The organism is Achromobacter sp. MYb9, from assembly GCF_002975275.1.
GTDB lineage: Bacteria > Pseudomonadota > Gammaproteobacteria > Burkholderiales > Burkholderiaceae_B > Achromobacter.
The window spans coordinates 125244-140155 of sequence record NZ_PCOQ01000005.1 but is presented as its reverse complement, the minus strand read 5'-3'; the positions used below and the strand labels follow the sequence as shown (position 1 = coordinate 140155).

Sequence of the window (14912 nt, the reverse complement as noted above, 5' to 3'; positions counted from 1 at the left end):
TAGGAGACTTCATGCTACTGATCGGACAACAACGCAGGGAGTAACAAGCTTGTCGTGAAACCCGGCACCGGCGGCGTCATCCAGCGGCGCGCCCGTCCGTGCCCCAACGGCTGCGCCTGCCCGGCCGCCGCCAACGCATCCAGCGCCCGCTGCACCGTGCGCTGGCTGGCCCCCAGCGCCAGCGCCAAGGCGGAACTCGACCACGCCTGCCCATCGGCCAAACAGGCCAGCACGGCGGCCTGATCGCGGTCCGCCACATCCACCGGGCGGGCCAGCACGACCACCTTGGGCGCGCCCTCCGGACGCAAGACAAAGCCGTGCTTCGTCGCATGGACGCCGGCCAAGGGGTGCATCGTCGCGCGCAAACGCCCGATTTCCACGCGCAGGCGCACACGGTGTGACTCGTCCTGGAAGCCGGTCCGAAAGGCCTGGGCGATCAGCAGTTCGCGCGACACGTCCCGCGGCCATGCCTCGGCCAGCATCCGCGCCAGCGCGAATAGCACGGGGCGGCTGGCCAGCGACACCATTCGGCCCTCGCGCCGCAAGACGTTGCGGCATGCGTCGATGATCAACGCCGCTGACGCCATCAGCGCTTCCACCTCGCCCAGCGGCATGTCGTGGACCCCGTCCTGCGACACCCGGCGGCCGGCCGGCGCATGCAGCGCCCGGAACGTCTGGTCCACTTCCGCCAATAACGCCGGAATGCCTGCCTGCCGCGCCGCGCCCGCGGCACGCGCCAATGCCGCGCTTGCGGCCGACGCCTGGACCCGGCGCAATGCGATGCCGGCCCGGATCAATTCATGGATTGCCCGCGATGCCGCGGGCAGGGCCGTCGCATCCACGCCGTCCAAGATCTGGCCGGCGTCATCGGGCCGTCCGACCAGCAGTTGCCGACGCGCCTGAAGCTGCGCGGCATGCGCGGCATTGACCGTGTCGCCCTGCGCCAGCAGCGTCGCGCGGGCGGCGGCCAACGACTTTTCGGGCCAGGCTAGGTCGCGCGAGGCCAGCGCCACCTCGGCCTCGGCCACCACGCAGCGGGCGCGGGCGATGACGTCCTGCGCGCCGAAGGCTTTCGTCGCGCGGCGCAATAGCGCCTTGGCCCGTGCAAAGTCCCCCAATTGCGCCATCGCGATCCCGCGCAACGCCAGTGCCGGCGCGTCGTCGCGCAACGCAACATGGTTCAGCGCGCTGATCGGATCACCCGCAGCCAACGCGCGTGACGCGTTCAAGATCAGAATATCCATCGGAATGCCGCCATGCGCTCGCTCCTGCTGGCCCGGGCCTGGAAACTAATCTACCACCGCAGGCCTCGCCGGCGCCCGCCCGACCCGTCACACTGTTGCACCCGGGCATTGATGCGACCCCATTTTTTAACCGGCGCCTGCCGCCGCGCCCCCTTTCCCCTCGCCCCACCGTGTAAACTCCCCCCTTTTTGACTCTGGTGGTATGTTGCAAGCCCCACAGCGCACAGGTTTAAGCGGCCCGACGCTCATTCGCTTGCTGACTCGCCTGACGGATGTCGACGTTCCGGAATCCAGGCAATCGCTTTCTGACCATCTGAGCCAATGGCTCGGCTGGACGGACGCGATCGCGCTGTCCGCGGCCTTGAATACCCGCCCGCCGGTGATCGCTCCCGGCGCGCGGACGTTCAGCAATGCCGAGGAACGCGAGTGCCAGCGCGTCCGGACCACGCTGGCGGACGCCATTGCCAGCGACACGGCGGCCACGGCCGCCAAACGGCCTCTTCCCGGACAAGCCTCGGCCAAGAAGCCGGCGGCCATCGCGGAAGCCGAAGCGGATTACTCGAATTTCCGGCAGCGTTATCAGTCGTTGCAGCACACGATGGAGACCAGCGTGGGCAATCTGCGTAGTCGCCTGCGCGGGATGGTCGCGGCCAAAAACGGCGAGATGACGCGTCTGGCGGTGGTGGATGCCATCATGGACCGCGCCCTGCTGCCCAAGGAGCGCGCCCTGTTGGGCGTCATCCCCAAGCTGCTTGCCGGCCATTTTGAACGGCTGCGCCTGGCCGAAGCGGCGGAAGCCGCCGAAGCCACGGACGCGCCGATAACACCCGGCGCATGGCTGGACGTGTTCCGCAAGGATATGCGGAGCGTCCTGCTTGCCGAATTGGATGTTCGTTTACAACCGGTCGAAGGGCTGCTTGCCGCCCTTCGCGCCAGCTAACCGGGACACTATGTCCAAGTATCTGATCAATTTCGTGGTTTTCCTGGCCGGTCTGGCCGTCGTGGGCTGGATCGGCGCGGGCTATGCGGGCACCAACCCGCTGGCGCTGGCCGTGACGCTACTGATCGGCGTCTGCTATCTGGCGGGCACGCTGGAGCTGCTGCGCTACCAGCAAGCCACCGCCAGCCTGACGCGGTCGGCCACCGGTCTGTCGGAAGCGCCGGCCAGCCTGGGTTCCTGGCTGGACCAGTTGCATCCCAGCCTGCGCAACGCGGCGCGGCTGCGGGTGGAAGGCGAGCGAGTCGGCCTGCCTGGTCCGGCGCTCACGCCTTATCTGGTGGGCCTGTTGGTATTGCTGGGCATGCTGGGCACGTTCCTGGGCATGGTCGTGACCCTGCGCGGCACCGGCATGGCGCTGGAAAGCGCCACCGACCTGGGCGCGATCCGCGCGTCGTTGGCCGCGCCGGTCAAGGGACTGGGTTTCGCGTTCGGCACGTCCATCGCCGGCGTGGCGACCTCCGCCATGCTGGGCCTGCTGGCCGCGCTGTGCCGCCGCGAACGCGTGCAGGCCGCGCAACTGCTGGACACGAAGATCGCGACCACGCTGCGGGTGTACTCGCAAAGCTATCAGCGCGAAGAATCCTTCAAGCTGCTGCAACGGCAGGCTGAAGTGATGCAACGGCAGGCCGACGCCATGCCCACGCTGGTCGATCGGTTGCAATCCATGATGCAAAACATGGAAAAGCAGACGCACGCCATCAACGAGCGGCAACTGGCCAGCCAGGACGTGTTCCAGGGCAAGGCCGAGGCGGCGTACGCCCGGCTGGCCGCCGTGATGGAACAGTCCATGAAGGAAGGCGTGGCGGAAAGCGCGCGTTCCGCCGGCGTGGCCTTGCAGCCCGTGGTGCAGGCCACGATGGAAAGCCTGTCACGCGAAACCGCCAGCCTGCAAGACACGGTGACTCAGGCCGTGCAGCAGCAGTTGGCCAGCCTGACCTCGGGTTTCCAGGCATCCACCGCCACCGTTGCCGACATCTGGAGCCAGGCCCTGGCCGGTCAGCAGCGGGCAAGCGAGACGCTGGCCCAGGACCTTCGCGCGTCGCTGGACCGCTTTGCGCAGACCTTTGAACAACGCTCGTCCGCCCTGCTGGACGGCGTCTCCGCGCGGCTGGAAGCCTCGTCGGGCGACATGTCCAACGCCTGGGCGTCCGCGCTGTCGCGGCAAGAGCGGGTCAGTGAAAAGCTGGCGGGCGACAACCTGCAAGCCCTGACCGCAGCCGCCGCCAGTTTCGAGCAGCACTCCGCCTCGCTGCTGCGCACCTTGAACCAATCGCACTCGCTGCTGCAATCCGAGCTGGCCTCGCGCGACCAGCAACGCCTGGCCGCATGGACCGAAACGCTGGGCGCGATGGGCGCCACCCTGCGCCAGGAATGGCAGCAGTCCGGCGCGCAAGCCGCCGACCGCCAGCAGGCCATCAGCGACGCGCTGGCGCAAGCCGTGCGCGACATCAACGCTCAGGCCGCCACGCAAGCCAGCCTGCTGGAAGGCGTGTCGGCGCGCATGGAAGCCGCCGCGAACAACGTGTCCGACCGCTGGGAAGCCGCGCTTTCCCGCCAGGAACAGGTCGGCGAAAAACTCGCCACGGACAACCAGCAAGCCCTGACGACCGCCGCCGCCGCGTTCGAGCAGCATTCGGCGTCGCTGCTGCGCACCCTGGAGCAGTCGCACGCCGACCTGCAGGCCGCACTGGCTGCCAAGGACCACGAGCGCCTGGCCGCCTGGTCGGATGCGCTTGCCCGCACTGCCCGCGATGTCACGTCCCAGACCGAAGCCCAGGCACTGCTGCTTGAAAGCGTGTCCACCCGCCTGGAAACGGCGGCCACCCGCGTGTCCGACCAATGGAACACCGCGTTGTCCCGCCAGGAACAGGTCAGCGAAAAGCTGGCTGCCGACAACCAGCAGGCCCTGACCACTGCCGCGGCGGCCTTCGAGCAGCACGCAACGTCGCTCTTGCGCACGTTGGATCAGTCACATGCCGACCTGCAAGCCGCGCTGGCCGCGAAGGACGAACAACGCCTGACCGCCTGGACCGGCACGCTCGCCACGATGGCCGCGGCGCTGGGCCAGGAATGGAAGGCGGCCGGCGACCATACTGTGGTCCGCCAACAGGAAATCAGCGACACGCTGGCCCTGACCGCGCAAGACGTCGCCACCCGGAACGAGGCGCAAGCCCGTCTGCTGGAAACCGTATCGGCCCGCCTTGAGTCGGCCGCGCGCGAGGTCACGCAGGCATGGACCGACGCGCAAGCGCGCCAGGAACAGGTCGGCGAAAAGCTGGCTGCGGACAACCAGCACGCCCTGTCCAGCGCCGCCGCCGCCTTCGGCGAGCACTCGGCCGCGCTGCTGCGCACGCTGGACCAATCGCATGCGGACCTGCAAGCCGCGTTGGCCGCGAAGGACGAAGAACGCTTGTCCGCCTGGACCGGCAAGCTGGCCGCGATGGCCGATGCGCTGGGCCAGGAATGGGAACTGGCCGGCGTGCAAGCCGCCGACCGCCAACAGGCGCTCAGCGACACGCTGACCCAGGCCACCCGTGAAATCACCACGCAGACCCAGGCGCAGGCCGGCCTGCTGCAAGACGTATCCGCCCGTCTGGAAACGGCGGCAAGCCATGTCACGCAGGCCTGGACCGATGCGCAGACGCGCCAGGAACAGGTCGGCGAGCAATTGGCCGCCGGCAACCGCCAAGCCCTGGAAACCGCCGCCGCCGCGTTCGAGCAACACTCGGCGGCGCTGCTGCAAGCGTTGGACCAATCGCACACCGGCCTGCAAGCCGCGCTGGCGTCCAGCGACGACGCGCGCCTGGCCGCCTGGACCGAAAAGCTGGCCGGCATGGCCGATGCGCTGCGCCAGGAATGGGAACAGGCCGGCGCCGCCACCGCGAGCCAACAGCAGCAGATCTGCGACACGCTGGCCCAGACCGCCCACGACATCACCTCGCAGACGCAAGCGCACGCCAGCGACACCATCGCCGAGATCGGCCGCCTGGTGCAAGCCGCGTCCGAGGCCCCGAAGGCGGCTGCCGAGGTCATCGGCGAACTGCGCCAGAAGCTGTCCGACAGCATGGTGCGCGACAACGACATGCTGGAAGAACGCAACCGCCTGCTCGACACGCTGGACACGTTGCTGACCGCCGTGAACCACACTGCGGCCGAGCAACGCACGGCCGTGGACGCGTTGGTCGCCTCGTCGGCCGAACTACTGGAACGCGTCGGCACGCAGTTCACCGACCGGGTCGAAGCCGAAACCGGCAAGCTCACGGACGTCGCCGCCCACGTCACCCGCAGCGCCGTGGAAGTGGCCAGCCTGGGTGAATCGTTCGGCGTCGCGGTGCAGCTGTTCGGCGAGTCCAACGACAAGCTCGTCGCCCACCTGCAACGCATCGAAGCCGCGCTGGACAAGTCCATCGCGCGCGGCGATGAACAACTGTCCTATTACGTGGCGCAGGCCCGTGAAGTGGTCGACCTGAGCCTGATGTCGCAAAAGCAGATCATCGAAAATCTGCAGCAACTGGCGATCCAGCGCGCCACCGCCGGAGCCGAAGCCGCATGAGCGAGGACATCGATGGCGGCGTCGAGGCAACCGCACCGGTTTGGGCCGTCTTCGGCGACCTGATGTCGGTGCTGCTGGGCGCCTTCGTGCTGATCCTGGTCAGCGTGATCGGCGTGCAGTTGCAACTCTCGACACAGCTGGAAGAAGAGGTCAAGCAGCGCCAGGAAGAAACGCAACGGCGAGAAACGCTGGAGCAGGCGCTGGCGGGCCCGCTGGCGGCTGGCCGCGTCACACTGATCAACGGGCGCATCGGCATCAGCGGCAGCGTGCTGTTCGCGTTGAATTCCGACCAATTGCAGCCCGAAGGCCGCGACGTCCTGAAATCCCTGATCGAGCCGCTGTCCGCCTATCTGAAGACGCACGACGAAATCCTGATGGTCAGCGGCTATACCGATGACCAGCAGGTGCGCGAAGGCAACCGCCGCTTCGCGGACAACTGGGACTTGTCGGCGCAACGCGCCCTGACGGTCACGCGGGCGCTGATCGACGAAGGCGTGCCCGCCTCCACCGTCTTCGCGGCCGCATTCGGCTCCGAACAGCCGGTGGCGTCGAACGCCGACGAAGCGGGACGCGCCAAGAACCGCCGTGTGGAGATCACGCCGATTCCCAAGCCGTCCAATGACCCGGAAAAGCCGCGTGGGCAGTGACGGCAGCTTTGGCGGCGCGCGCGACGCGCAGGCTACGCTGGACGCCTGGCGCGACAGCGGGGCGGACCGCGTCGACCCGGTGCGTTTCCGTTTCCTGGACGCCATGGCCCGGCGCGCGGCGGCGATGGACGGCCTGGCGCGGCAGTTGCTGGACGCAAGGCTGGCCGATTTGCTGCATGCTTATGAAGGCCGGCTGGAGGCCGATTCCCTGGCCGATTCCGCGGCCGCCGATGCCGGCGCCTCGGAGGCCGCCCGCAGCGCCGGCGCCCTAGCCGGCCTGATCGATTACCTGGCCGACCCGGATCCGCCCGGCGGCGTCAGCGGCTGGACGCGCGACACGCTGGGCCTGCGGGCCACCTATCCCGACGTGCAGATGCTGGATTATTTCCGCGGCGTCTGGTCACGGGTCAGCGCAGACCGCCAGGTGCGCCAGTCGCAGGAACAGGTGCACAAAAACGCCGGCCCGCTCAATTCCAATCAACTGGTGCACCGCGCGCTGTCGTTGATGCGAGAGCTGTCGCCGGGCTATCTGCAGCAGTTCCTGTCGTATACGGACGCGCTGATGTGGATGGAGCAGCTCCACGCCGTCACGGCCCCGGCGCCGAAAGAGACCGCTCGCGCGGGCGCCGGCAAGTCGGCAACGGCAAAGACAGGCACGGCCAAGGCGGCGCCGGCCAAAAAACCGACACGCGCCAAGACACGCTAAGAGCGGACCGCAGCCGCCCCGTTGGCCCCCGATTTGCACGGTCTGCGGCCCCGCAGTAAGATATGATCCATATACAAACCATATACGGATCATTCCCACCATGGGTCTCGTCAAAATCTCCGAGCAGATGCATGAGAATCTGCGCGTCGCCAGCGGCGCCCTCAGCCGCTCGATCAATTCCCAGGCCGAACACTGGATGCGCATCGGCATGCTGTCCGAGCTCTATCCCGAACTGCGCCACGCGGACATCTGCCAATTGCTGATCCGCATCGAACAGGGCGAAGGCTTCACCATCGCGTCGCTGTCTCGGCGCTTACCCGACGCTGCCCAGCAGGAGGCCGCGTAAATGGCGAAGAAGGTTTCCATCAAATCCGCCGCCGATATCGAAATGGCCCGCAAGGCGGGCGCCATGGCGGCCGAAGTGCTGCACATGATCGGCGAACACGTGCGCCCTGGCGTCACCACCGATGACCTGGACCGCATCTGCAACGAGTACATCGTGAACGTGCTGAAAGCGATTCCGGCCAACGTCGGCTATCACGGCTTTCCCAAGACGATCTGCGCGTCGGTCAACCATGTGATCTGCCACGGCATCCCGTCAGCCAAGGTGCTGAAGAACGGCGACATCCTGAACATCGACGTGGCCGTCATCAAGGACGGGTGGTTCGGCGACACCAGCCGCATGTATTACGTGGGACAACCCAGCCCCCTGGCGCGCCGCCTGGTCAACACCACCTACGAAGCCACGCGAGCGGGCATCATGGCGGTCAAGCCCGGCGCCACGCTGGGCGATATCGGCCATGCCATCCAGACGGTCGCGCATCGCGAGCATTTCAGCATCGTGCGCGAATACTGTGGCCACGGCATCGGCCAGATCTATCACGACGAGCCGCAAGTGCTCCACTACGGTCGCCCCGGCGAAGGCCTGGTGTTGCAACCCGGCATGATGTTCACCATCGAGCCCATGATCAATGCCGGCAAACCCGCGACCAAGCAGTTGCCCGACGGTTGGACGGTGGTCACCAAAGACCGCTCGTTGTCGGCCCAATGGGAGCACATGGTCGTCGTGACCGAAACCGGGTACGAGGTGCTGACCCCCTGGCCGGACGGCTACGGCGACTATCCGCCGATTCCCTGACCGTCCAGGGCGCCGGCCCCGCAAGCGCGAGGCCGGCGCAAGGAACGGAGTGCAGGCCGCCAAGGGCACGATCATGATCGTGCCCTTGCCGTTTACCGCGCCCCGAACGGGCGTCGCCCATGCCTGCCCTGCCCTCCGCTTTCCGCCGTCTGGCCGCCTCAAATCTGGCAGCCCAGTTTTCCGAACAGATGGCCTTGGCGGCGGCGCCGTTGGTCGCCGTGCTGGCGCTGGGCGCCACGGCATCGCAGACCGGCTATCTTCAAACCGCGCAGACCCTGCCGTTCCTGCTGCTGTCTCTGCCCGCCGGCGTGCTGGCGGACCGGATGTCTCGCCGCGCCCTGATGACGGCGGCCGAATGCGTGCGGGCGGCCAGCCTGCTGGGCTTGCTGGCGCTGCTGGGCATGGGCGGTCTGAGCCTGAACTGGCTGGCCGCGCTGGGTTTCCTGGGCGCGGTCGGCACGGTCGCCTACAACGTGGCGGCGCCGGCGCTGGTGCCCCGGCTGGTGCCTGCCAGCGAGCTGGCGAGCGCCAACCGCTGGCTGGAGCTGGCGCGCAGCAGCGCGTTTTCGGCCGGGCCCGCGGCAGGCGGCGCGCTGGTCGGCTGGATCGGCGCCCCCGTCGCGTATGTGATCGCCACGACGCTGTCTCTGCTGGCGGCGGTGCTGCTGGCGGGGCTGCCGTCCGACACCCCTCAGCCGGCCGCTCGCCGTCGCGTGCTGGCCGACCTGCGCGAAGGCGCCGCCTTTGTCGGCACGCATCCGCTATTGCGCCCGGTACTGGCGACCGCCGTGTTCTTCAATACCGCCTGGTTCGTGCTGCAGGCCGTCTACGTCGTCTACGCCATCGAACGCCTGGGCTTGTCGGCCGCCGGCGTGGGCGTCACGCTGGGCGTGTACGGCGGCGGCATGTTGGCGGGCGCATTGGCCGCCCCGTGGCTGGCGCGCCGGCTATCGTTCGGGGCGATGATCGCCTCGGGCCCGCTGTCGGCGTTGGCGGCAAGCGGCATCTTGCTGTCGACACTGGTCTTTCCGTCCGGTGTGTGGGCGGCCGTGGGCTTTTTCCTGTTCGGCGCGGGCCCCATCCTCTGGACGATCACCACCACCACCTTGCGCCAGGCCGTCACGCCCAACGCGCTGTTGGGCCGCGTGTCCGCCGTGATCCTGACCGCCACGTTCGGCGCCCGTCCCGTCGGCGCACTGATCGGCGCCACGCTTGCCGCGCGGGTCGGGTTGGAAGCCTGCCTGTGGGTGTCCACGGCGGGCTTCCTGGTGCAATTCCTGGTGTTGTTCGCGTCGCCCGTGCGGCGGCTTCGCCATCAGCCCCAGCCGGCGGGCGCCTGACTTCGCCCCGCCATCCGCGGCTGTTACGCACGGCGCGGCCCCAATCTGTATCTGGCGGACCGTCCCGGCGGCCGCTAGACTGCCCGGATTCTCTTCACGGGCTCTGCTACAAGATGCTGAAAATATTGGGTAAAGCGTCATCCATCAACGTGCGCAAGGTGCTTTGGGCCTGCGCCGAGCTGAACCTGCCCTTCACCCGTGAGGACTGGGGCAAGGGCTTTCAGCCGACCAACGATCCGCGATTCCTCGCGCTGAACCCCAATGCCATGGTGCCCGTGATCCAGGACGGCGATTTCGTGCTGTGGGAATCGAACAGCATCATCCGATACCTGGCCGCGCAATACGGCGGCCAATACTTGTATCCCGCCGAGCCCCAGCTGCGCGCCCGCGTGGATCAATGGATGGATTGGCAGGCGACCGACTTGAATCGGTCCTGGAGCTACGCCTTCATGGCGTTGGCGCGGCAATCACCCGACCACCGCGACGCGGCCAGTATCCAGGCGTCGTGCCAGGGCTGGGCGCACTTCATGGGCATCCTCGAACAGCAATTGGCGCAGACCGGCGCCCATGTGGCGGGCGATGCGTTTTCACTGGCGGACATTCCCGTCGGGCTATCGGTGAACCGGTGGTTCGCCACGCCTTTCGACAAGCCCGCCCTGCCCGCGGTCTCCGCCTATTACGACCGGCTGGCCGGCCGGGAAGGCTACCGGCTGCATGGCCGCAACGGCACGGCCTGAGCGGCCGTCGCAGCCTTTCCGACGCGTTTGGGCGGGCGCTTCGACTACTTCACCACACCGCAAACCAGGCGGCCGCCTCCACCGCCCAACGGCGCGGGCGTGTCGCTGTAGTTGTCGCCGCCCACATGCACCATGACCGCGCGCGCCTTCACGTCGGCCAGTTTCAAGTGGGGCGCCACGACCGCTTTCTTCGCGGTGCCATCGGCGGCCACCACGATGAATGGCAGGTCGCCCTGATGGCCATCGGTCGCCATCGGGCCTTTGTGGGCCTTGGTGCCCTTCGGGTCCAGATGGCCACCGGCCGCGCCGCCGGGCGCCGTCTGACCGTTCACCGGACCCGGCATGCACGAACCTTTTTCATGAACGTGAAAGCCATGTTCGCCTGGAGGCAGGCCCGTCAGGTTGGGCGTGATCTCCAAGCCGCCTTTGGTGTCCTTCAGCGAAATCGTGCCAGCGCTCTTGCCTATGCCGTCGGCCGTCAGGAACGACATCGAGACGTCTTCGGCCAGCGCCGCGCCCGAAGCGCCCGCCAGTGCCAGCGCCGCGACAAGCATCGAGATTTTCTTCATGAAGTGCCTCCTGGAATCATGCACGCGAAGTGCGGGTGCCCGGCGCGGCGCGGACTGCGCCGGCCACGCCCGGGGCGCCAATGACAATAGCACCGGCGCCGCCCCGTCGGCCAGCATTCTTCATTCCTGATACAAGCGATCAGCCTTGTTAACGATTGACCAGCAGCACCAGCGCGTGCAGCGCCACGCCGATCAGCCCGCCCACCAAGGTGCCGTTGAAGCGGATGTATTGCAGGTCGCGCCCCACGCTCAGTTCCAGTTCGTCAACCAGATGGCGCTCGTCCCAGTGCTTCACGGTGCGCGAAATATGCTCCGTCACGCCGATCCGCAGGCGGCCGGTCAGGCGCCGGGCGCTGCCAAGAACGTGGTTGTTGATGGCGTCGCGCAGCCCCGGGTCTTCACCCAGTTTGCGGCCCAGCGCCAGCAAGGCGCTTTCCAGATGGCGGGCCAGCGCCGACTCCTCGTTCGACAGATCGCGCCGCAACGCCGCGTGAATGTCATCCCACAGGCCCTGCACGTACTCCTGCACTTTCGGATGGTCGATGGCGCGCTGCTTCAGTTCTTCGACCTGCGCCGACAGGGCCGGATCGGACTTCAAGCGTTCGATGTAGTTCAGCACCCAGGCCTCGTAGTCGCGCCTGACGGGATGGTCGGGTTCGGATAGAACGTCGCGCACCTCCTGCACCAGCGCCAGGGCCAGCCGGTCGGCAAGGTTGTCGGCAATGCCGTCCACCGACTTGACGACGTCGACGGCCGCGATGATCCGCGGCCATTCCTTGCGGGCGAATTTCACCAGCAGCGTCGATGCGCGTTCCTTTACGTCGTCTTCGCCCAGGTACCCGCCCAGCCGTTCCATGGCCGCATCCAGCAGTTCCTGATGGCGCCCGTCGCGGGTCAAGAGGCCCAGGATCTCGCCCACCGTCCCGGCCGCGTCCCAGCGGCGCAGGTTCTTCACCACGAACTCCTGGATGACGCCGCGCACGGCGTGGTCGTCCAGCAGGTCCAGCGTCTGCAGGGCCACCCGGCGGGCGCCGTCGCTCAGCGCATGCGCCTGGCGCGGCCGCACCAGCCAGCGGGACAGGCGGGCGGCGGGATCAAACACCCGCAGCTTTTCCATCAAGGTGTCCGGGTCCAGGAAATGGTCGCGGACGAACACGGCCAGGTTGTCGCCGATGCGATCCTTGTTGCTGGGAATGATGGCGGTGTGCGGGATCGGCAGGCCCATCGGCCGGCGAAACAGCGCCACCACCGCGAACCAGTCCGCCAGCGCGCCCACCGTCGCGGCTTCGCAAAATGCCCGCACCCATGCCCACACGCCCTGCCCGCCCATCACGTGGCTGGTGATGAAGCCGCTGATCATGGCAACCAGCAAGGCCAGCGCGGCAAGCTTCATGCGCCGCAATTGCGTCCGGCGCACGTCGGACGCCAAGGCGGAATGGGGGGCTGACGGCGTCGGAGATCGGGACGTATCGGGCATAGGGTTTCCGTCGGAGCAAGCCGTCAGCATACCAACCCCGGCCTACGTGGGCCGCGATGTCTTGCCGCGGCGCGTTCGCGCCGACAGGCGCGTCGCGTACCACCCCATCAAGGGCGAGGCCGATATGCCATGCACCAGCACCGACGCGACGATGGTGGCCAGCAAGAGCGGCGCCAGTGCTCTCGCCACCCCATCGGGCGCCTGCTCCACCCCCAGCAGCAAATAGTAGAACGTGCCGACGCCGCGAATGCCCAGCCAGCTTGCCAGCCCACGCTGCCGCCAATCAAGCGTGGAGCCGGCCAGCGCCAGCATGACGCTGGCCGGCCGCACCACGACAAACAGCACGGCAGCCACCAGCAGCGGCGTCCAACCCAGCAGTTCGCGCCAATGCGCGGACACCACGCAGCCGATGATCAGCATCAGCGCCAACTCGGCGAACCGTTCCATCCCCACCGAGGTCGCCATCATCGATTCGGCCAATTGCGCATGCGCCAGACGCGGGTCCTGTTCGCTTTGTTCCTGTTCGGCAAGCGTCACTTCCTGCAAGGCATCCCGTGGCTTGCGCGCGCTGCCGGTGGCGCGCAATTCCTGCTGGCGCAACGCCACCCCGGCGCAGAAGACCGCAAGAAAGCCGTAGCCGTGGGCAAGCAACGTCGCCCCATAGCACAGCGCCATCAGGCCCAGCGCCAGGAATTCGTCCAGCCCCAAGGCGTTGCCGTAACGGATACGCAGCATGGCGATCAGACGTTCGCCCAGCGTGCCCATCAGCCACCCGATCGCCACCGCCCCGGCCACGCCCCAGATCAGCGCGGCCGCAGTTCGTTGGCCAGCACGGGGTCCGTCGGCGCCAACGCGGCCGCCATGAGCAGCGCCGCGCCCAGGTCCAGACCCAGGAAGCCCAGCCCGAACGCCGTCATCAAGCCGATGGTCAGCAACATGGCTGGGGCGGCCAGGCGCAAGGGCAAGCGCCACAACGCGTGCCCGCACGCCACGCGCAAGTGCATGCCCACGGCGAACAGTGAAACGGGCAACGCCGCTTCGGTCGCCAGGCGCAGCAAGTGACTATCGCCGTACAGGTCCAGCTTCAGCAGCCCCAAGCCCGCCGGGCCGATCAGGAAGCCGACCCCCAGATACACCATGGCCCCCGTCATGGGCAGCGCATCGATCAGCCGCTTCGACACCACCATCAAGACGAACAACGCGCCGATCAGCAGAAACCAGACCGCTTCGATATTCATTGCCTATTCGCCCAGAAACTCCGACACGGCTTCCAGCCCTTCGACGTGATCGGCGACCACCTTGGCGATGAAGGCAAGAGGCACCGACAACAGCGTCCCCCACACGCCCCACAGCCACGTGAACAACAACAGCAGCATGAACACCGCCACGGCGTTCATCCTGGCGATGCGCCCCGACATCCAGGTCGTGACCACCACGCCCATCAACAAGGCGATGGCCACCGAACTGCCGGCCACCGCCAGCGCCGGGCCGATCTCGCCGAACTGGATAAGCGCCGCGATTCCCGTCCCCACCGCCGTCAGCAACGGACCAAAGTAAGGAATGATGTGCAATGCGCCAGCCACCACCGCCCAGGTCGTCGCGTTCTCCAGGCCCAACAGGCGGAATGCGATCCACGACATCAGGCCCAACGCCAGGTTCGTCACCAGCATCATCGCCATGTACCGGTGAATGGCGCTGTTTATCTGGTCCAGCATGTGCACACTGATTTTCTTCTGCGACAAGGTCGTTCCCGCCACCTTCACGAACTTGCGCTTGAAGGCATTGCCAGACAACAGCAGGAAGAACACCAGGAATGCGCTCATCGTGGCCTGCCCGATAAAGGCGGCCACGCCCTTCGATCCCCACAGCAGAAAATCGCTCAGGCCGGAATCGGACTTGGCCACGACCACCTGCCGGCCGGGCACGATCCCGCCGTTGTCCTGTAGCAGGCTGACCGCGCCTTTCATCTTTTCAAAAATGGAGCCGTCGCCGCTGGACACGCCGGCCAGGATACGCGAGAGCTTGCCCGAAATCTCCGGCAACGCCTGCACGATGGAGCTGACCTGGTTCTGCGTCACGTAGGCCAGCCCGGCCAGGCCGGTGGCGATCGCGAACATCAGGATCAGTATGCCGATCACGCGCGGCACCCGGGCGCGTCCCATCAGGCTCACGATGGGGTCCAGCGCATAGGCGATGACGATCGCCATCACCACGGGCACGATGAATTCCTGCGCCAGCTTGAGCGTGAACAACACCGCCAGGACCGTCAGCGTGGTCAGGCAGGCGCCGCGTGCCCACACATGGGGCGTATCGGGCGGCGAATCCGGGATCAACCCGGCGTCCTGGGCCGTCACCTTATCGGGGACAGCCGTGTCCCCGGCGGCGGCTTCCGTCGGCCTCGCCCGCTCCGCCGCGTCCGGCGCCGGCTGCACCGGTGTCGTGATCTCCATCTTGCCCCCGCATTCGATATGGGATGGGGACAGCAAGTTGCGTGCCTGGCC

At 67.4% G+C, this 14912-nt stretch carries 14 protein-coding genes; 8 read left to right on the top strand and 6 right to left on the bottom strand.

Annotated elements, in window-relative coordinates:
• Positions 1–14 precede the first annotated feature (14 nt).
• Entirely contained in the window at positions 15–1244 is a 1230-nt protein-coding gene (locus CQ050_RS10360) for a helix-turn-helix domain-containing protein (protein WP_105556740.1), read from the bottom strand.
• 202 nt (positions 1245–1446) lie between these two features.
• On the opposite strand from CQ050_RS10360, the gene CQ050_RS10355 reads away from it, so the two are divergent.
• From CQ050_RS10355 to CQ050_RS10320, 8 genes are all read left to right on the top strand, one after another.
• Complete coding sequence (locus tag CQ050_RS10355) at positions 1447–2184, top strand: DUF3348 domain-containing protein (RefSeq protein WP_105556739.1); 738 nt, start codon at positions 1447–1449, stop codon at positions 2182–2184.
• A 10-nt stretch (positions 2185–2194) separates the two neighbouring features.
• Complete coding sequence (locus CQ050_RS10350; protein ID WP_105556738.1) at positions 2195–5797, top strand: DUF802 domain-containing protein; 3603 nt, start codon at positions 2195–2197, stop codon at positions 5795–5797.
• On the top strand, positions 5794–6444 hold the full coding sequence (locus CQ050_RS10345; RefSeq protein WP_105556737.1) for an OmpA family protein: 651 nt from the start codon (positions 5794–5796) through the stop codon (positions 6442–6444). The genes CQ050_RS10350 and CQ050_RS10345 overlap by 4 nt, the downstream gene beginning before the upstream one ends.
• Positions 6416–7150: a DUF2894 domain-containing protein gene (locus CQ050_RS10340; RefSeq protein ID WP_105556736.1), complete on the top strand. Its 735-nt coding sequence runs from the start codon at positions 6416–6418 to the stop codon at positions 7148–7150. Before CQ050_RS10345 ends, CQ050_RS10340 begins: the two co-directional genes overlap by 29 nt.
• Before the next feature lie 100 nt (positions 7151–7250).
• The gene (locus CQ050_RS10335; RefSeq protein WP_105556735.1) at positions 7251–7496 is read left to right on the top strand and encodes a ParD-like family protein; all 246 of its coding nucleotides are present in this window, start codon (positions 7251–7253) and stop codon (positions 7494–7496) included.
• Positions 7497–8288, top strand: coding sequence for a type I methionyl aminopeptidase (gene map, locus CQ050_RS10330; protein ID WP_105556734.1), 792 nt, complete (start codon positions 7497–7499; stop codon positions 8286–8288).
• Between the two features lie 119 nt (positions 8289–8407).
• Entirely contained in the window at positions 8408–9628 is a 1221-nt protein-coding gene (locus CQ050_RS10325) for an MFS transporter (RefSeq protein ID WP_105556733.1), read from the top strand.
• 113 nt (positions 9629–9741) lie between these two features.
• Entirely contained in the window at positions 9742–10365 is a 624-nt protein-coding gene (locus CQ050_RS10320; protein ID WP_105556732.1) for a glutathione S-transferase family protein, read from the top strand.
• A gap of 44 nt (positions 10366–10409) precedes the next feature.
• Here CQ050_RS10320 and sodC read toward each other — a convergent pair whose 3' ends face one another.
• From sodC to CQ050_RS10300, 5 genes are all read right to left on the bottom strand, one after another.
• The gene (gene sodC / locus CQ050_RS10315; protein WP_105556731.1) at positions 10410–10934 is read right to left on the bottom strand and encodes a superoxide dismutase family protein; all 525 of its coding nucleotides are present in this window, start codon (positions 10932–10934) and stop codon (positions 10410–10412) included.
• A gap of 148 nt (positions 10935–11082) precedes the next feature.
• A complete protein-coding gene (locus CQ050_RS10310) occupies positions 11083–12411 on the bottom strand; it encodes a DUF445 domain-containing protein (RefSeq protein ID WP_369868267.1) in 1329 nt (442 codons plus the stop codon).
• 42 nt (positions 12412–12453) lie between these two features.
• The gene (locus tag CQ050_RS31305) at positions 12454–13206 is read right to left on the bottom strand and encodes a cation:proton antiporter (RefSeq protein ID WP_369868266.1); all 753 of its coding nucleotides are present in this window, start codon (positions 13204–13206) and stop codon (positions 12454–12456) included.
• An 8-nt stretch (positions 13207–13214) separates the two neighbouring features.
• A complete protein-coding gene (locus tag CQ050_RS31300) occupies positions 13215–13649 on the bottom strand; it encodes a cation:proton antiporter (RefSeq protein WP_369868265.1) in 435 nt (144 codons plus the stop codon).
• Positions 13650–13652: 3 nt separating this feature from the next.
• On the bottom strand, positions 13653–14897 hold the full coding sequence (locus CQ050_RS10300) for an AI-2E family transporter (protein ID WP_233213942.1): 1245 nt from the start codon (positions 14895–14897) through the stop codon (positions 13653–13655).
• Positions 14898–14912 lie beyond the last annotated feature (15 nt).